This window comes from Microbacterium resistens NBRC 103078 (genome assembly GCF_001552355.1).
Taxonomy (GTDB): Bacteria; Actinomycetota; Actinomycetes; order Actinomycetales; family Microbacteriaceae; genus Microbacterium; species Microbacterium resistens.
The window spans coordinates 1-17,233 of record NZ_BCRA01000105.1; the positions used below are offsets into that span (position 1 = coordinate 1).

At 71.2% G+C, this 17,233-nt stretch carries 19 protein-coding genes; 14 read left to right on the forward strand and 5 right to left on the reverse strand.

What is annotated here, in order from left to right; genetic code table 11:
- The 3 genes from MR1_RS15355 to pntB form a co-directional block, all read left to right on the forward strand.
- On the forward strand, nt 1-919 hold a 919-nt coding region (locus MR1_RS15355; RefSeq protein WP_255218171.1), incomplete at its 5' end, for a cytochrome b/b6 domain-containing protein.
- A gap of 271 nt (nt 920-1,190) precedes the next feature.
- Complete coding sequence (locus MR1_RS15360; RefSeq protein WP_067248828.1) at nt 1,191-2,732, forward strand: Re/Si-specific NAD(P)(+) transhydrogenase subunit alpha; 1,542 nt, start codon at nt 1,191-1,193, stop codon at nt 2,730-2,732.
- Nucleotides 2,729-4,129: a Re/Si-specific NAD(P)(+) transhydrogenase subunit beta gene (gene pntB / locus MR1_RS15365; RefSeq protein WP_067248831.1), complete on the forward strand. Its 1,401-nt coding sequence runs from the start codon at nt 2,729-2,731 to the stop codon at nt 4,127-4,129. Before MR1_RS15360 ends, pntB begins: the two co-directional genes overlap by 4 nt.
- Before the next feature lie 108 nt (nt 4,130-4,237).
- Here the strand turns inward: pntB and MR1_RS15370 are convergent, their stop codons facing one another.
- Nucleotides 4,238-4,744, reverse strand: a complete 507-nt coding sequence (locus MR1_RS15370) for a GNAT family N-acetyltransferase (protein ID WP_067248834.1) — start codon at nt 4,742-4,744, stop codon at nt 4,238-4,240.
- A gap of 91 nt (nt 4,745-4,835) precedes the next feature.
- Entirely contained in the window at nt 4,836-5,741 is a 906-nt protein-coding gene (locus tag MR1_RS15375; protein WP_067248837.1) for a LysR family transcriptional regulator, read from the reverse strand.
- Nucleotides 5,742-5,853: 112 nt separating this feature from the next.
- Between MR1_RS15375 and MR1_RS15380 the strand changes: the two genes are divergently transcribed.
- From MR1_RS15380 to MR1_RS15430, 11 genes are all read left to right on the forward strand, one after another.
- Nucleotides 5,854-7,197, forward strand: coding sequence for an MFS transporter (locus MR1_RS15380; protein WP_217996237.1), 1,344 nt, complete (start codon nt 5,854-5,856; stop codon nt 7,195-7,197).
- An 87-nt stretch (nt 7,198-7,284) separates the two neighbouring features.
- Nucleotides 7,285-8,205, forward strand: coding sequence for a carbon-nitrogen hydrolase family protein (locus MR1_RS15385; protein WP_067248841.1), 921 nt, complete (start codon nt 7,285-7,287; stop codon nt 8,203-8,205).
- Nucleotides 8,206-8,233: 28 nt separating this feature from the next.
- Nucleotides 8,234-9,133, forward strand: a complete 900-nt coding sequence (locus MR1_RS15390) for an NAD(P)-dependent oxidoreductase (RefSeq protein WP_067248844.1) — start codon at nt 8,234-8,236, stop codon at nt 9,131-9,133.
- A complete protein-coding gene (locus MR1_RS15395) occupies nt 9,130-9,582 on the forward strand; it encodes a carboxymuconolactone decarboxylase family protein (RefSeq protein WP_067248847.1) in 453 nt (150 codons plus the stop codon). Before MR1_RS15390 ends, MR1_RS15395 begins: the two co-directional genes overlap by 4 nt.
- A 29-nt stretch (nt 9,583-9,611) precedes the next feature.
- Nucleotides 9,612-10,412, forward strand: a complete 801-nt coding sequence (locus tag MR1_RS15400; protein WP_067248850.1) for an N-acyl homoserine lactonase family protein — start codon at nt 9,612-9,614, stop codon at nt 10,410-10,412.
- Nucleotides 10,409-11,650 (forward strand): alpha/beta fold hydrolase, encoded by a 1,242-nt coding sequence (locus MR1_RS15405; protein ID WP_067248853.1) that lies wholly within the window; start codon nt 10,409-10,411, stop codon nt 11,648-11,650. Before MR1_RS15400 ends, MR1_RS15405 begins: the two co-directional genes overlap by 4 nt.
- A gap of 75 nt (nt 11,651-11,725) precedes the next feature.
- Nucleotides 11,726-12,010, forward strand: a complete 285-nt coding sequence (locus MR1_RS15410; protein ID WP_157518279.1) for a hypothetical protein — start codon at nt 11,726-11,728, stop codon at nt 12,008-12,010.
- Nucleotides 12,000-12,347: a hypothetical protein gene (locus MR1_RS15415; protein WP_067248859.1), complete on the forward strand. Its 348-nt coding sequence runs from the start codon at nt 12,000-12,002 to the stop codon at nt 12,345-12,347. Before MR1_RS15410 ends, MR1_RS15415 begins: the two co-directional genes overlap by 11 nt.
- A 141-nt stretch (nt 12,348-12,488) precedes the next feature.
- On the forward strand, nt 12,489-13,052 hold the full coding sequence (locus MR1_RS15420) for an acyl-CoA thioesterase (RefSeq protein ID WP_067248862.1): 564 nt from the start codon (nt 12,489-12,491) through the stop codon (nt 13,050-13,052).
- 113 nt (nt 13,053-13,165) lie between these two features.
- Nucleotides 13,166-13,711 carry a DUF4190 domain-containing protein gene (locus MR1_RS15425; RefSeq protein ID WP_067248866.1) on the forward strand — a complete coding sequence of 182 codons (546 nt, stop codon included), beginning with the start codon at nt 13,166-13,168 and terminating at the stop codon, nt 13,709-13,711.
- 60 nt (nt 13,712-13,771) lie between these two features.
- The gene (locus MR1_RS15430; protein ID WP_067248870.1) at nt 13,772-15,157 is read left to right on the forward strand and encodes a hypothetical protein; all 1,386 of its coding nucleotides are present in this window, start codon (nt 13,772-13,774) and stop codon (nt 15,155-15,157) included.
- Here MR1_RS15430 and MR1_RS15435 read toward each other — a convergent pair.
- Genes MR1_RS15435 through MR1_RS15445 form a run of 3 tightly spaced genes read right to left on the reverse strand, consistent with a single transcriptional unit; the run spans nt 15,121 to nt 16,930 of the window.
- The gene (locus MR1_RS15435) at nt 15,121-15,687 is read right to left on the reverse strand and encodes a hypothetical protein (protein WP_157518281.1); all 567 of its coding nucleotides are present in this window, start codon (nt 15,685-15,687) and stop codon (nt 15,121-15,123) included. The two genes, MR1_RS15430 and MR1_RS15435, sit on opposite strands and share 37 nt — an antisense overlap.
- Nucleotides 15,684-16,283, reverse strand: coding sequence for a hypothetical protein (locus MR1_RS15440; protein WP_067248877.1), 600 nt, complete (start codon nt 16,281-16,283; stop codon nt 15,684-15,686). Before MR1_RS15440 ends, MR1_RS15435 begins: the two co-directional genes overlap by 4 nt.
- A complete protein-coding gene (locus MR1_RS15445) occupies nt 16,280-16,930 on the reverse strand; it encodes a hypothetical protein (protein WP_157518283.1) in 651 nt (216 codons plus the stop codon). Before MR1_RS15445 ends, MR1_RS15440 begins: the two co-directional genes overlap by 4 nt.
- Nucleotides 16,931-17,233: the final 303 nt, after the last annotated feature.

The window sequence follows — 17,233 nt, forward strand, 5'->3', positions numbered from 1 at the left end:
CCCCGCCGAGGAGCCCCACGGCCGGCGCCGGCCCACCTGGCCGCAGGTCCTCGCGGGCCTGCTCGGCGCGGCAGGGCTGGCACTGCTGGCCGGCGCCGCCGTCGTGTTCGTCCGGGCGCTGCTGAGCATGCCGTTCATGCAGGATTTCCTCGCCGCCTTCCCCGGCGAGTACGAGCCGGGCATCCCGGTCGAGCCGGGCTTCGCCCCCTGGATCGGCTGGCAGCACTTCTTCAACATGTTCCTGATGGTCCTGATCATCCGATCCGGGCTGCGGGTGCGCACCGAGAAGCGCCCCACGGCGTTCTGGTCGCCGAGGAACGACCCGAAGGGCAAGATCAGCCTGACCCTGTGGCTGCACCAGGCTCTCGATGTGCTCTGGCTCGTCAACGGCGTGATCTTCGTCGTGCTGCTGATCGTCACGGGTCATTGGGTGCGGATCGTGCCCACGAGCTGGGAGGTCTTCCCGAACGCGCTGTCGTCGGCGCTGCAGTACGTGTCGCTCGACTGGCCGCACGAGAACGGCTGGAACAACTACAACGCACTGCAGCAGCTCGCCTACTTCGCCACCGTCTTCCTCGCCGCCCCGCTCGCCGCGATCACGGGCTTCCGGATGTCGGGGATGTGGCCCAAGAAGGCCGAGGGGCTGTCGAAGGCGTACCCGGTCGAGTGGGCCCGCGCCGTGCATTTCCCGGTGATGCTGTACTTCGTCGGCTTCATCGTCGTGCACGTGGCGCTCGTGCTGCTGACGGGGATGCTCCGCAACCTCAACCACATGTTCGCGTCGCAGGACGCGGTGACGTGGACCGGGTTCTGGGTGTTCCTCGCCTCGCTGGTCGTCATCGCGATCGGCTGGTTCGCCGCGAGGCCGCTGGTCGTCGCTCCCGTCGCGAAGGTGTTCGGCAGCGTCAGCGGCCGCTGACGCCCGGGCACCACGCCGGTTCGGGGACGGCACGGGCATCCGCCGTCCCCGGAGCCGGGCGCCGTTTCGGGCCCGGCCCGGCGCCGTCGCGTCCGCGTGCCGCACGCGTGACGTAACAATCGAAAGAACCCGGAAAATTACGCGAAGGTATACCGGTATGGACTGCGGATCCTTCCGGCGCCTTCAGTAGCCTTGACCGGTCATCAGGCGCCCGCACCCCGATACGGGCGCCGCGAGCCCGACGAAGTCGTCGGACGGAAGGATCTCGAGCGTGCAGATCGGAATCGTGAAGGAAGGGCCGGAGGAGGCGCGCGTCGCCGCGACCCCGGCGACGGTGGCGACACTCCGCCGGCTGGGATACGACGTGGTCGTCGAGGCCGGGGCGGGCGAGCGCTCGTCCGCTCCGGACGCGGAGTACCGCGAGGCGGGGGCCGCGATCGTGCCGGCCGCCGAGGCGTGGGCGTCCGAGGTGGTGCTGAAGATCGCGGCGCCGACCGCCGCCGAGATCGACGCGCTGGCGGACGGGGCGACGCTCGTCGCGCTGCTGTCTCCGGCTCTGCGTCCCGACCTCCTCGAGGCGCTGGCGCAGCGCGGCATCACCGCGCTCGCCCTCGACGCCGTGCCGCGCATCTCCCGCGCGCAGTCGATGGACGTGCTCAGCTCCATGGCGAACATCGCCGGGTACCGCGCCGTCGTGGAGGCCGCCCACGAGTTCGGCCGGTTCTTCACCGGCCAGGTCACCGCGGCGGGCAAGGTCCCGCCGGCCAAGGTGCTCGTCGCCGGTGCGGGCGTCGCGGGCCTCGCCGCGATCGGCGCGGCCTCCAGCCTCGGCGCGATCGTCCGCGCGACCGATCCCCGCCCCGAGGTCGCGGACCAGGTGAGCTCGATCGGCGGCACCTACCTCGCCGTCGACGTCGAAGTGGAGAAGTCGACCGACGGCTACGCCAAGGCCACGAGCGAGGACTACGACCGTCGCGCCGCCGAGATCTACACCGAGCAGGCCGCGGACGTCGACATCATCATCACCACCGCGCTCATCCCCGGCCGCCCTGCTCCGCGGCTCATCACCGCGGCGGACGTGGCCCGGATGCGTCCCGGCAGCGTGATCGTCGACATGGCGGCCGCGCAGGGCGGGAACGTCGAGGGCTCCGTCGCGGGAGAACGCGTCGTCACGGACAACGGCGTGGTCATCCTCGGCTACACCGACCTCGCCTCCCGCCTGTCCGCCCAGGCGTCGCAGCTCTACGGGACGAACGTCGCCAACCTCGTGGCCCTGCTCACGCCGGGCAAGGACGGGGTCCTGACGATCGACGTCGACGACATCGTGCAGCGCTCCGTCACCGTCGTGCACGACGGCGCGGTCACGTGGCCGCCGCCGCCCGTGCAGGTGGCCGCCGCGCCCGCCGCCGCGGCGCCCGCGGTCGTCGAGACGCAGCCGCAACCGGAGAGGAAGCGGATGTCCGCGGGGCGGAGGATCGGGCTGATCGTCCTCGGCATCGCCGCGCTGTTCGTCGTCAACGCGGTCGCCCCGGCTCCGCTCCCGCAGCACTTCACCGTGCTCGTGCTCTCCGTGGTCATCGGGTTCTACGTGATCGGGAAGGTCCACCACGCGCTGCACACCCCGCTCATGTCCGTCACGAACGCCATCAGCGGTGTCATCGTGGTCGGGGCGATGCTCCAGATCATGAACCCGGACCCGGTCGTCCAGGTCCTCGCGGCGATCGCCGTGCTGGTGGCCAGCATCAACATCTTCGGAGGCTTCGCGGTCACCCGCCGAATGCTCGCCATGTTCACGAAGGGCGGCGAGAAGTGACCGTCGACGCGCTCGCCGGCGCGGCCTACATCGTCGCCGCGCTGCTGTTCATCCTGAGCCTCGCCGGGCTCAGCCGCCACGAGTCCGCCCGCGCCGGGGTCGCCTACGGCATCTCGGGCATGACGATCGCCCTGGTCGCGACCCTCGCGCTCTCCGTCGCGGGAGGATGGGGCGGGCCGGGAGCCACGCTCGGACTCGTGCTCATGATCGGCGCGGTGGCCGTGGGCGCCGCGATCGGCCTGTGGCGCGCCCGCGTCGTCGAGATGACCGGGATGCCGGAGCTCATCGCGCTGCTGCACAGCTTCGTCGGTCTCGCGGCCGTGATCGTCGGCTGGAACGGCTACCTCTCGCACGGCGAGATCGCGCCCGAGCTGGCCGGCATCCACAACGCCGAGGTCTTCATCGGCGTGTTCATCGGCGGCGTGACGTTCACCGGATCCATCGTCGCGAACCTGAAGCTCTCCGCCCGGATCTCCTCGAAGCCGCTGATGCTCCCGGGGAAGAACGTCCTCAACGTCCTCGCTCTCGTCGCCTTCCTGGTGCTGACGGTGTGGTTCGTGATCGACCAGCAGCTGTGGCTGCTCATCGCGGTCACGCTGCTGTCCTTCGCACTGGGCTGGCACCTCGTCGCCTCCATCGGCGGCGGCGACATGCCCGTGGTCGTGTCGATGCTCAACAGCTACTCCGGCTGGGCGGCCGCGGCCGCGGGCTTCCTCCTGAACAACGACCTCCTCATCGTGACGGGCGCGCTGGTCGGATCCTCCGGTGCCTATCTGTCGTACATCATGTGCAAGGCGATGAACCGGTCGTTCCTGTCGGTGATCGCCGGCGGGTTCGGGATCGCCGCGCCGACCGCGGGCGAGGAGGAGCAGGGCGAGCACCGCGAGATCACGGCGGAGTCCGCGGCGGAGCTGCTCGGCTCGGCGCAGACGGTCGTCATCACGCCCGGGTACGGCATGGCTGTCGCGAAGGCGCAGTACCCGGTGGCGGACCTCGTGGCCAAGCTCCGCGAGAGGGGGGTGGACGTCCGGTTCGGGATCCACCCGGTCGCCGGGCGCCTGCCGGGGCACATGAACGTGCTGCTGGCCGAGGCCAAGGTCCCCTACGACATCGTGCTCAGCATGGAGGAGATCAACGACGACCTGGCCGCGACGTCGGTCGTGCTGGTGATCGGCGCCAACGACACGGTCAACCCGGCGGCCGCGGAGGATCCGGGCAGCCCGATCGCCGGCATGCCGGTGCTGCGCGTGTGGGAGGCGGAGAACGTCATCGTGTTCAAGCGCTCGATGGCCGCGGGCTACGCGGGCGTGCAGAACCCGCTGTTCTTCCGCGAGAACGCGCAGATGCTCTTCGGCGACGCGAAGGAGCGGGTCGAGGACATCATCCGCGCGCTCTGACGGGCGGAGGCGACCCCGCCGAAACCCCCTCCTGACGTCGACACCCCCTCTGAGATACGGATCTCAGAGGGGGTGCCGGCGTGCAGAGGGGGTTTCGCGGGCGAGGGATCAGCGCACGAAGCGGACCTCGGTCAGCGTCTCGCCGAGGAACGGCTCGGTGTGCGTCGCGCCGTCCAGGGTGAAGCCGTTGCGCGTGTAGAACCGGTGCGCACGCGGGTTGTCCTCCGCCACCCAGAGGTACAGCGGCTCGTCCTTCTCCACCGCCGCGTCGAACAGGCGCTGGCCGATGCCGGTGCCGTGCCAGTTGTCGAGCAGGTAGATGAAGTACAGCTCGCGGCCGCGAGGGGCGTCCTTGTCCCGGGCGGGTCCGGAGCCGACGAAGCCGACGATCTCGCCGTTGACGAGGGCGGCGCGCATGAGGAACTCGGGGCCCTGGACGGCCCAGTGGGTCCACAGCTCGGCGAGGCGCTTGGGGGAGACGTTCTCCAGAGCGGCCTTGCTGATCAGGTGGTCGTAGGTCTCGTGCCAGCACTGCGCGTGCACGCGACCGAGGGCTTCGGCGTCCACATCTCGGACGGGCCGGACGATGACATCAGGCTGGGCTTCGGCGCTCATGCCGCGACTCTACGCGGGCGATCCGCAGAGTGGAAATCGAGCGGTCGCTCAGTGACGACGCGCGACGCCGGGGCCGTCGGGACGCGCGTCGTCACAGCGATCGCGCCTGCACGAACGAGGCGCACAGCCGGCGGATCCAGTGGTTCTCGATCAGGCCGTCGACCTCGGTGCGCCAGAGCGCGGAGATCTGGAACCGGGGCATCTGGATCGGGACGGGCGAGGCGCGCAGGTCGAGCATCTCGGCGATGCGCAGCGCCACGTGCTCGGGGATCGTCGCGATCACCGGAAGGTCCAGGAGGATCGCGCCCAGGCCGCTGAAGTGGCTGATGGTGCAGAGCGTGTTGCGCTTGTGGCCCATGGCGGCGAGCACGTCGTCCACCCACCCGCGCTGCAGGTCGTACGAGACCCGCACGTGCCGCGTCTCGATGTACTCGCGCTCGGTCAGCGGATCGGACAGAGACAGCAGCCGCGGGTTGTAGAGGCACCGGTAGTCGCCCGAGAACAGCGGCTCGGACTGGAAGTCGGAGGCCGCGTGCGCGGGGGTGGTGGTGAGCACGAGGTCGATGAGCGGGTTGTCCAGCGTCTCCCGCCAGAGGTGACTATTCGTCTGGTGAATGGCGAAGTTCACGCCCCAGTTGTGATCCACCTTCTGCCGAGCCACCCACGGCCCGAAGAGCATCTCGATGTCGTCGGACATCGCCAGATGGAAGGTCCGCGAGCTCTGCCACGGCTCGAACTCGACGTCCTCGAGGATCACGGAGGCGATCGTGCTGAGGCTCGGCCCGATGCTCAACGACAGGGAAAGAGCCTTCGCGGTGGGCGTCATCCCGGCGCGCGTCCGCTCGAACAGCGGATCGTCGAAGAGCTTGCGCAGTCGCCCCAGCGCGGCGCTCACCGCGCTCTGCGAGAGGTTCAGCTTGTAGCCGGCGCGCGTGACGCTCCCCTCCTGCATGAGGGCCTGGAAGACCACGAGGAGGTTCAGATCGACCTGGTGCAAAGCAATTCTGTTGATACCGCACATGATAAACATCTGTTTGACTGCTGATCAAGATCCTCGGAGAGTGGCGGAAGACCCGAACTCCCCCACCCGTGACCGAAGGAGATCACGCATGGATGACACCCGCACGGCGCCGGGACCCGACGCGCCCGCCTCGTCCGACACCGCACTGCTCCTCACCCTCAGCCGCCAGGACCGCACCAAGCGCATGGTGGCGGTCGGCATCGGCAACTTCATGGAGTGGTTCGACTTCGCGATCTACGGCTACTTCGCCGCCATCATCGGCGCGCAGTTCTTCCCGTCCGGCAATCCCACGGCGGAGATGCTGTCCTCCCTCGCGGTGTTCGCGGTCGGGTTCATCTCGCGTCCGTTCGGCGCGCTGATCCTCGGCCCGCTGGGCGACCGGCTCGGGCGGCGGACGGTGCTCATCATCACGGTGCTCGGGATGGGGATCATCACGGCGCTGATCGGTCTGACGCCGTCGTTCGCGACCATCGGGATCGCGGCCCCGATCATCATCGTGATCCTCCGTCTCCTGCAGGGCGGCTTCGCCGGCAGCGAGTGGACGAGCGCGGCCGCCTACATCGGCGAGAGCGCGCCGAAGCACCGCCGCGCCGTCTACGCGAGCGTCGTGACGGGCACCGCGGGCCTGGCGTTCCTCGTCGGGACGCTCACCGCCGCCGTGCTCACGGCGGCCATGCCCGAGGACGCGCTGAACTCCTGGGGGTGGCGCCTGCCCTTCCTCGCCTCGTTCCTGATGGCCGTGGTCGCCATGTACATCCGCCGCAAGCTCGTGGACACCCCCGTGTTCGAGGAGCTGGAGCGCAAGCGCGCCGAGGGCTCGGTCGAGCACACCCCGGCGCGGGAGAAGGTGAAGGCGTTCGTGATGACGCTCGCGTTCGCCGGGATCTTCGGGGTCGCGCTGTACTACCTGATCACGTACATGAACAACTTCCTCTCGGGCGCGGTGGGGATGCCCCGTCTGGACGCGCTCGTCGTCTGCGGCATCGTCATGGCGATCTACGTCGCCTTCAACCCGCTCGTCGGGATCGCCGTCGACCGGCTCGGTCGTCGCCCGGTGCTGTTCACGGGCCTCATCGGCCTGATCGTCTGGAGCATCCCGGCGTTCCTGCTGATGAGCACGGGGAACCCGTGGCTCGCCGGCGTCGCGCTCGTGCCGTTCGCCCTGTTCGTGGCCTGCACGGCCGTCGTCAACAACGTGCTGCTGGTCGAGGTCTTCCCCGCCTCCATCCGTGCGACCGGATCCGCCATCGGGTACAACGTCGCCTACGCCCTGCTCGCCGGCCCGGGCCCTCTCATCGCCGCGGCCCTCGTGGCGGGGACGGGACTGCTCATCTCCCCGGCGTTCTACGTCGTGGCCGTCGCGGTCCTGGCGCTCGCGGTGCTGCTCCCCACCCTGCGGGAGACCAAGGGCATCGACATCTCCCGCGGCTGACCCGGCCGAGTCCCCGGGAGCGGCCCGACCCGGCCGACCCCGATCCCCGATCGATCCCGATCCGTTCGACCCCGAGGAGGGCATGACATGCAGAAGGTGGCGGTGGTCCAGGCCGCGGCGATCCCGTTCGACGCCGAGGCGTCCGCGGCCAAGGCCGTGGGGCTGATGGCCGAGGCGGCGGCCGCGGGGGCGACCCTGGCGGTGTTCCCCGAGGCGTTCCTCGGCGGCTACCCCAAGGGGTCCGCCTTCGGGGCGCCGGTGGGGATCCGCACGCCGGAGGGGCGCGAGCAGTACCGGCGCTATGCGGACGCCGCCGTCGCGCTGGACGGGCCGGAGATCGTGCGACTGTGCGAGGCGTCCCGCGAGCACGGACTCGCGATCGTGATCGGCGTGATCGAGCGCGCCGGCGGGACGCTGTACTGCACCGCCGTCATGATCCACCCCGACGAGGGCGTCGCGGGCATCCACCGCAAGCTCATGCCGACGGGCGGCGAGCGAGTGGTCTGGGGGTTCGGCGACGGATCGACGCTGGACACCATGCAGACGAGCGCCGGGCGCGTGGGCACCGTCATCTGCTGGGAGAACTACATGCCGCTGCTGAGGCAGGCGATGTACGCGAAGGGCGTCGAGCTGTACTGCACCCCCACCGCGGACGACCGGCCCACCTGGGCGGCGACGGTCACGCACATCGCGCTGGAGGGACGCACGCACGTGCTGTCCGCCTGCCAGTTCCTCACGCGGGACGCGTTCCCGGACGACCACCCGTTCGACGAGGAGCCCCCCGGCGGCGACATCGTGATGCGCGGCGGCAGCATGATCGTCGCGCCCTCCGGCGCCGTGCTCGCGGGACCGGTGTTCGACGAGGAGGCGATCCTCTACGCCGAGATCGATCCCGCGGACAGGACGCGCGGGCACCTCGACTTCGACGCCGTGGGCCATTACGCGCGCCCGGACGTCTTCGAGCTGCGCGTGAACACCCGGGCGCAGCACGCCGTGAGCTTCGAGTGAGCCCGGCGCCCGGAGAGAGAGGAACCGTATGACGACCACGCTGTTCATCGGGCTGGGGAACATGGGCGCGCCCATGGCGATCCGGCACGCGAAGGCCTTTCCCACGACGGTGTTCGACCTGTCCGCCGAGGCGGTCGCACACGTCCTCGCGGAGGGCGGGGCGACCGCGGTCGCCGACCCGGCGGACGCCGCGGCCGACGCCGGGACCGTGATCCTGATGCTCCCCGCGAGCCGGCACGTCGAGGCGGTGCTCACCGGGGAGGACGGGCTCCTGGGAAGGCTCGCGCCCGGAGCCCTCGTGATCGACATGGGCTCCAGCGAGCCGTCGAGCACGCGCGCGTTGGCGGAGGTCGCCGCCGAGCGGGGCATCGACTACGTCGACGCACCCGTCTCCGGCGGGGTGGCGAAGGCCGTGACGGGCGAGCTCGCGATCATGGCGGGAGGGACGGCCGCGGCCGTCGAGCGCGCACGCCCGCATCTCGACGTCCTCGGGGCGAGCATCCGTCACGTCGGGTCCGCGGGATCCGGGGATGCGGCGAAGGCCCTGAACAACCTCGTCAGCGCGAGCAACATCGCCGTCGCCAGCGAGGCGCTCGCGATCGCCCGGCGCTTCGGCATCGAACCCGCGGTCATGACGGAGGTACTCAACGCCGCGACCGGCCGGAGCCAGGCGAGCGAGGTGAAGTTCCCCGGGCACATCCTCCCCGGCACGTTCGCGAGCGGATTCGCCTACGACCTCATGCTCAAGGACATCGGGATCGCCATGAGCATCGCCGACGGGCTCGACACCCCCGTCGTGGACCGTGTGTCCGAGCGCCTGCGCGACGGCCGAGCGCAACTCGGCGACGCGCCCGACCACACCGAGATCGCCCGTCTGTACGGACTGGGCGACGCCGACCCGACCGCACCGAAGGAGAACCGAGAATGACCGAGGCCCAGGACCTGTCGGCGAACACTGCTCCGCAGACGGACGCCGACCCGCAGGCGTACATCGACGACATGGCCGCGAAGCGCGGCTACGTCCTCGACTACCACAAGGTGATGGCGAAGCAGGACTTCCCGGTCCTCCAGGCCGCGAACCACATGGTCTCCGCCGCGTACCTCGACCAGCGCACGCTGGACCGCCGCACCAAGGAGCTCATCTTCATCGTCTCGCTGACGGTGATGCGGGCCTCGAAGGGGCACATCCAGTCGCACATCCGCGTCGCCCTCGACCTCGGGCTCACCCCGACCGAGATCCTGGAGGCGATCGAGATCGCCCTTCCGGAGGCCGGGATCGTCGCCTTCCAGACGGGCTTCGACGCCTGGCGCGAGGTCGTCGGCGCGGAGGGCATCGAGCCGAGCGTCGCGGTGCACGAGGGCGGATCCGGATCCTGAGCGCGCGCGACGGTCAGGCGGAGGGATCGGTGTCCACGTCGTCGGCGCCGTGGCAGGTGGTCGTCCTGAAGCACGGCACCCGGCTGACGACCCGCTCCGAGGCGTTCATGAACTACGCCTTCTACGGCGAGCCGGACGGTCCGCATCGGCTGGACTACTACCTGTGGGTGCTCCGCCGGGGTGAGGAGGCGGTGATCGTCGACACCGGGTACACCCGGGAGGAGGGGCTGCGCCGGGGGCGCGAGGTGCTCATCGACCCGGTGGACGCCCTGCGCGCGCTGGGTGTCGATCCCCTCGCCGGGCACCCCGTGGTCATCACGCACGCGCACTACGACCACATCGGCAACCTCGCCGCCTTCCCGAACTCGCCCGTGCACATCGCCCGCGCCGAGCACGAGTTCTGGACGGGGGCGATGGCGGAGAAGACGCTCTTCGCGCACTTCGGCGACCCCGGTGCGGCGGACGCCCTCGCCGGAGCCCGCCGCGAGGGACGACTGCACGAGTTCGACGGGGACCACGAGATCGTTCCCGGCGTCGTCGTCTCCGTGGTGGGCGGGCACACGCCGGGACAGAGCATCGTCACCGTGCCGACGACCGACGGCGTCGTCGTCCTCGCCAGCGACGCCGTCCACTTCCACGAGGAGGTCGAGCGCGACATGCTGTTCCAGTCCATGACCGACCTCCCGCGGTCCTTCGACGCGCTGGAACGGCTGCGCGGGAGCGGAGCGACGCACATCGTGAGCGGGCACGACGCGGGGGAGCTGGAACGGCACGCGCCGCTCGGCGGGGCGCTGGCCGGCCTCGGGGCGACCATCGGGAAGCGGACGTGAAGGAGCGGATCCTGCGCGCGGTCGCCGTGCCGGAGGTCTCGCTCCTGCTGCCCGGCCGCGACGTGCTGTTCGGACTCGAGGGGGACGGCTGGGGGATCCGCCTCCGCGCCGCCGCGGGCGCCCTCGCGCCCGAGGACGTCCCCTCGGGATCCGGCCCCGCCTTCTCGCTCCATGCGCCGGACGAGGTGTGGGCGGCGCTCCTGTCGGCATCGCCCGCGCCGGGAGAGCAGAGCGTCGTGCACCTCGTGCGGACGGGGCGGATCGTCCTCAGCGGGGACGCCGACGCGTACGCCCGCCACCTCACGCTCGTCCGGACGCTCCTCGACGCGGCGCGCGCCGGCGGCCTCGGCGACGCGTCGCCCGAGACGCGGCCGTTCCGTCCGGCCCGGCCGCTGCGGGCACGGGGGGAGTACCGGCGCGTGTCCTCCGCACTGGGCACCGCCGACGTCCACGTGGAGAGGTGCGGCCGGGGGACCCCCGTCCTCGCGCTGGCCACGGCGGGAAGCGACACCACGCAGTGGCACGGGCTCATGACGGAGACGGACATCACCGACCGGTACGAGCTCGTCACCGTCGACCTCCCCTGGCACGGGCGCTCGAGTCCCGCCTTCGGCGTCCCGATCGGCGGATGGAGGCTCACGCCCGTGTCGTACACGGACTTCCTCGCCGCCGCCGCCGACGCGATCGGCCTGGACCGTCCGCTCCTGCTCGGCGCGTCCATGGCCGGCGCCGCCGTCGTGCACGCCGTGGCGACCCGCCCCGACCGGTTCGGCGGCGCGGTGTCCTGTCAGGCGGGCGTGCGCGTCCAGGGGCGCTCGGTGCCGCAGCTGCGGGCCCCGGACGTCGATCAGAGCACCTTCGTCCCCGAGTGGACGTACGGCCTGATGAACCCGGCCTCGCCGCCGGAGTTCCGCAAGCGCGTCTGGTGGGGGTACTCCTCGGGCGGATCCGGGCTCTACGCCGCCGACATCGACTCGTACCAGCAGTGGGACCTCGACGAGGTCGCGGACCTGCTGACGGCGGGGAGCCCGCACATCGCCGTCCTCAGCGGCCGCTACGACACCACGGTGCCGCCGGACGCGTCCCGTGCGCTCGCCGCGGCGATCCCGAACGCGTCGTTCCGGGAGATGCCCGAGCTCGGCCACTTCCCCCACGCCGAGGACCCCGCGGCCTTCGCCCGTCATCTGGAACCCGCGCTGGAACGGGTGCGCGACGCCGATCCGGTGCGCCGCCGCTGACCGCGGGCGCTACGGTGATCTCCACCGCCGCAAAGTCGGCTCGACTTTTCGGCTTGCTTTTCCTAGACTGGCCACGTGGTGCCACAGTGGGCGGACTCGACACGAAAGCACGGTGTGGCCCGAGCGGATGCCGTGTACGCGATGGTGCACGCGACATATGCGGTGCAGCTCGCAGACAACGGGGACGGGACGGAGGATCGCCTCTATATCGGCCCTGAGCATGCGCAGACCGCTCGCGAGCTGGAGATCATCGTGCAGGTGCCGGTGGACGGCTCCGGGCGTGAGGCCGTCGTGTTTCATGTGATGCCGTTAGGTCCGAAGTTCCGTCGTATGCGAGAGGAGTACCCCAATGGTGTCTGAGCGTGATTTCGACGCGGCGAGCGATCGTTACGTCGCCCCTGAGGCTCCGGTGGCGCCCAGCGGGCCGGCGCTGAGAGGGGTCGCGGCTGCCGCGGCCGGGCGCGACTTCATGGTCTCCGAATACGGTTCGATCGAAGCCGTCGAGCGAGAGATACGGCGCGGGCGTCCGCGCGTGGGGGAGTCGCGCAGGGGTCCCTCGCCCGTGGTGCGCGGGGCGCTCACCGAAGAGGACTTCGCGGCGTTCAAGAGGCTTGAGGCGGTCACCGGCAAGAAGCAGGCCGACCTGGTACGCGAGGGTGTACACCTGTTGTTCGAGCGGTACAAGATCGCCAGTTGATCTCGACCCGACCGCCGAGCCGCTGAGTGCGATAGATCGGAGTGCGGGAGGCCGGGCGCCTCCGAAGGGTGACCCGGGGAACTGTGCGGATCCCACAACGGATCGCGGCGATCGTGCCGCATCTGGCTAGGATCCCGGATCGTGAACGTGATCTGGCGCACCCTCCTCGTGATCCTCTCCGCACGCCGCCGGGCGCGGCGGGAAGGGCCGCTGGACCCCACCGCGGTCGGCCGGATCCGGCTCACGACCCTGCCCACGGACCTCGACATCCTCCGCCACATGAACAACGGGCGGTATCTCTCGCTGTTCGACCTCGGACGGTGGGACCTGCTGATCCGCACGGGGCTGTTCGACGCGATGAAGGAGCGCGGCTGGTACGCGGTGGTCTCCAGCGAGACCGTGACCTTCCGCAAATCGCTCGAGCTGTGGCAGCGCTTCGACGTCGAGTCGCGGCTGATCGGCCACGACGACAAGGCCGTGCTCATGGAGCATCGGGCGGTCGTCGGCGGCGAGGTCTACGCCCGCGTCATCGTGCGGGCGCGCATGCTGCGCCGGACCGGCGGGACGGTGCCGCACGACGAGCTCTTCGCCGCGGTCGGCCGGCCCGACGGGCTGCCGGAGGTGGACCCGTGGATCCACGACTGGGCACAGGCGTCCGCACTGCCACCCACCAAGGCGCCCGCCCCCAGCACCTGGACCGCCTGACCGCCGGCCGGTGCGGCCGCGGCCCAGTCCGGCGGCGGGACACGAGCGGAGGCCGGCGATAGCATCGTGACGCGGGCATCCGTCCGCGTCACGGGCGACCGAGGGGGAACCAGATGTCCGACGACCGCAACGACCAGCCGCAGTATCCGGCGGTCCCGCCGTATCCGGGCGACGCGACGCCGCAGACGCCTCCGCCGTCCGCGCCTGCGCAGCCGGGATACGCGCCGCCTCAGCCCGGTTACGCCGCCCCGCCGCAGCCGGGCTACGCGCCGCCCGCGCAGCCGGCCTACGGTGCTCCGCAGGCCTCTCCCGCAGCGCCCTACGGCTACCCGATCGCGCAGCCGGCCTACGGGGCGCCGGCTCCGGCTCCCGTCGGCGGGATGGCGATCACCGCGATCATCCTCGGCGGGCTCGCCTTCCTGCTCTGCTGGATCCCGCTCATCGGGCTGATCCTCTCCGTCGTCGCCGTGGTGCTCGGCATCATCGCGGCCCGTCGCCCGGGCGGACGCGGGCTGTCGATCACCGGCATCGTGCTCGGTGCGCTGGGCTTCGTCGTGGCGGCCGTCGTCACCGGCCTCGTCATCGTCGGCTGGGTCGTCGTCGCCTCGGAACAGAGCGGATACGCGCTGGGGGCGGCAGCCGCGACCCTCGGGCTCTGACGCGGCGGGCGGAACGGGCATGACCGTCAGCGGCGACGGTCGTCGCGAAGGAGCACGACGGTGCTGACCATCCTCGCCTCGACCGGGCGCGTGCTGTGGATGCGGTGGCCGATGCTGCTCGCGTGGTTCCTCGCCGGGATGCTCGGGCGGTACGTGGCGATCGAGGCGTCCGGCTTCGTCGGCGGGTACTGGGAGACGGGCGGACTGCTGCTGCTGCCCTTGGCGGTGCTCGCCCGCCTCACCGCGTACGTCGGGATGTTCCTCGTCGTCCGTGACGGCCTGAGGGAGCTCAGTGCGATCGCGCCGCGTCCCGCCGATCCGCGGGAACGCCGCGCGGCGTTCGTGCAGGCGCTGCTGGCCGGGATGCTGCCCTTCTTCGCCGTCTACGCCGCCTGGGGACTCCTGGATCAGGACACCGCGGAGTATCGGGAGAAGGTCGGAGAGGTCCGTCAGGGGATCGTGGCCTGGCAGCTGGTGAGAGCGCTGCAGGAGCCGGAAGGCGCGCCCGTGGAACCGGCCGCGGCGTCCGGATCCGGCATCGGATTCTGGACGATCGCGATCATCGTCATCGCCTTCGCGCTGCGGATGGCGTGGAAGAGGTGGGAGTCGAGGCTGCCGAAGGGACTCGCGGTGGGGGCCGTCTACCTCGAGACGGTGTGGGTCTTCTTCTTCGTCTGGACGCTGAAGGATCTCACGTCCGTCGTGCAGCACTGGGTCTCCGAGCGCGCGGTCGTGGTCTGGGTGGAGGACGTGCGCGCCTGGCTGACGGAGCGGGTGAGCTTCGTCAGCGGGATCTGGGACGGGGTCGAGTGGCTTCTCGGCCAGCTCGGGGCGATCCTGCTGGAGCCGCTCGCCTGGCTGGCGGTCGCCGGGGTCATCTATGGCCAGGCCATCGCGGTCGGCCGTGTCTCGTTGTCCTCGCCCTACCTGGAGAACCGGTACATCGCCGCTCTGCGGCGCCGGTACGGGACCGCCCCCGGCTGGTTCCGTAGGCGGATGAAGGATGTCGGCGACCAGCTCGGCTCCCAGGTGAAGCCCATCGGATCCGCGTTGCTGCTCATGTGGCGGGCCGGACCGGTGTCGGTCGCCTCGTACGTCCTCCTGTACGTGATGCTGCTCGCGGCGCTGCCGTTGCTGCGGATCCTCCTCATCCGCGCCTTCGGCCCCCAGGACTACTCGGGGTTCTGGCAGGTCGCGGACACGGCGGTGTTCCTGCTCATCTTCCTCGTCACGGAGCCGGTCCGGGTCGCCCTCGTCGCGGCGGGGTACGACCATGCGCTGGGGGCGCTGCGTCGATCGGCGGATCCCGCCGCGACCGGCGGGGAAGGGGCGACCGCCGGCTCGGCAGTGGTGGACGGGATCGTGCCCCCGACCGTCGCGCCGGAGCTCTCCCCGGAGGTCATCGCGGATCAGGGATCGACAGGGAACCGCGGGAACGACGGATAGCTCTCCGACGAGGTGATGTCGATCCAGAACGGGCCCTGGACATCCTCCGGCACGATGTAGGGAAGGACGAGCTCGAACGGCTCAGGTCCTTGCAGAGCGCAGGTCTCCGGCTCGTCGTCCGAGAAGCGGAGCCCCAGTTCGAAGCGCATCGGCTCCCAGCGCCGTCCCGTGCTCTGCTGGACGAGCATCGGTTCCATGCAGGCGGTGTCCCCCGGCTCGCCGTCGGGGTCGTCCGGCACGACCGGGACGCCGACGCCGATCACCTTCGTCCCCGGAGGGACGGTCAGGCCGGTGGTGTCCTCGAGGACAACAGCTCTCGCCGGCCCCCACGACGCCCCGGCGAGCGCGACCGTGCCGTCCTTCCCCGGTGTCACGGGGAAGGACGGACGTGCGAAGTAGTAGTCCCACCATTCGTATCCGGCGATGACGCCACCGGTCACGGGGACCAGAAGGAGCAGCGCGAGCAGGGAGAGGCGGTTGGCCCGCCACCAGCCGCGCCCCTGGCGAACGGCATCCGGAGGCGAGGTCACGGCGTCGCCCACTCGTTGGGACGCAGCACCCCGGAATCCTGGACCGCGACGTCGGAGAGGTCGATGGAGACCCGGATCTGGGAGTCGACCCTGGGGTCCCAGGTCGCGGAGAAGGCGAGGACGGCGCGGCCCGGAGACAACCCGTCGGGAAGCTCGAAGGCGACGCTGCCCGAGCGCGGGACCCCGGGGACGAGGGGGAGCCGGTAGAGCGACTCCGGGCGTTCCGTGGCCTGATAGGTGCGTCCGTCGATCTCCAGGAACGCGCCGCCGAGCTGGGCGCCCGCCTGCTGGATGACCGAGGCGGCGTCCAGATCCACGACCACCCAGTTCCCCGTCGCCGTCCACGGCGTCCCGGAGAGGAACGCGGCGTCGTCGGGCGGCTCGGACAGCTCGCGCACCCGACGGACGTCGTGCACCGTGACGTCGATGTTGCGGCCGACGCCGCGCTCGCCGATCTCGACGACCACGGCGAACGGCTCCTCGCCGGCGTTCTCGGCAGGGGTGAGCGCCACGACCACGCCGCCGACCGCGAGCAGCGCCGCGGTGATCGCCCAGGACACCGGTCCGCGCAGGGCGCGGGATGCGTTCGTGCTCATCCGGGTCCGTCCTCCGTCGCCGGCTCCTCGGCGGGCTCGGCATCGCCCGCACCGCCGTCGGTCAACGGCAGCGTGACGTAGGCGCCGACGCCGTCGTAGGACCACGCCGTCTGTCGGGTCGACTCCGCCTTCTGGCTCGCCAGGGGCAGGGCCAGCTCGAGCTCACCGGTCGGTGTGTCGCGCGGGACCGCCCACACGAGGACGAGCCGGGCCGGGACCCCCGGCTGGAGCCACGGGCTGAAGGTGCGGTCGTCCGCCCGGAGGATCGCACCGGGCGGGCCGGGGAAGCCGCGGACCTCCACCTCGCGGACGGAGCCGCGCGCGTCGGTGTTCCGCGGGAAGACCCCGGTGTTCTCGACGTCCATCTCCAGACGGAGAACCCGGTGCGTGGCGAGCTGGGCCTCAGCCGGAAGGTTCGCGTAGGCGTCGACGATGTCCGCACGCACGACGCTCATCTCGAACCCCGCCCCGGCGTACTCGCCGCCGGCCGTGAGGCGCGGAGGGTCGTCCGCGACCGTGGCGAGGCCCCCGAAGGCCGCGGTGGAGGCCAGGAGGAGTCCGGCGCCGGCCGTGATGAGCCAGGCCGTGGGGATGCGCCCGACAGCGGAGCGCATCCACGCCCTCGGTCCCTCGGATCCTTCCCCCACCCGCACAGCATAGAGCGCCGCGCGCGCGGGCGCCCGCGCGCGAGGCGCGCAGAACCGGGGACACGCGGCGCCCGGTCAGCGAGCCTCGGGCCGAGCCGCGTCGCGGCGCGTCATGCTGGGAGGAGCACGCCCGGCACGGGCGACCAGGAGGACGAGACACGCATATGCCGCAGAAGCTGAGCGACGAGGACCGGGATCGCGCACGGCGGGCCGTGGAGCTCGCCCAGCGGTGGATCGAGGAGGCCGGCGCCGCCGCGGAGGAGGGCGGGGGCGCGTCGGCGGAACCGCGGGCCGAGGGGAGCG

Bases quoted from the DNA above. Each gene is read 5' to 3' on its own strand.
- MR1_RS15390 (WP_067248844.1), top strand. From the start codon at position 8,234: ATGACGACCACGCTGTTCATCGGGCTGGGGAACATGGGCGCGCCCATG.
- MR1_RS15425 (WP_067248866.1), top strand. From the start codon at position 13,166: ATGTCCGACGACCGCAACGACCAGCCGCAGTATCCGGCGGTCCCGCCG.
- MR1_RS15385 (WP_067248841.1), top strand. From the start codon at position 7,285: ATGCAGAAGGTGGCGGTGGTCCAGGCCGCGGCGATCCCGTTCGACGCC.
- MR1_RS15440 (WP_067248877.1), bottom strand. From the start codon at position 16,283: ATGAGCACGAACGCATCCCGCGCCCTGCGCGGACCGGTGTCCTGGGCG.
- MR1_RS15380 (WP_217996237.1), top strand. From the start codon at position 5,854: ATGGATGACACCCGCACGGCGCCGGGACCCGACGCGCCCGCCTCGTCC.
- MR1_RS15395 (WP_067248847.1), top strand. From the start codon at position 9,130: ATGACCGAGGCCCAGGACCTGTCGGCGAACACTGCTCCGCAGACGGAC.
- MR1_RS15370 (WP_067248834.1), bottom strand. From the start codon at position 4,744: ATGAGCGCCGAAGCCCAGCCTGATGTCATCGTCCGGCCCGTCCGAGAT.
- MR1_RS15415 (WP_067248859.1), top strand. From the start codon at position 12,000: ATGGTGTCTGAGCGTGATTTCGACGCGGCGAGCGATCGTTACGTCGCC.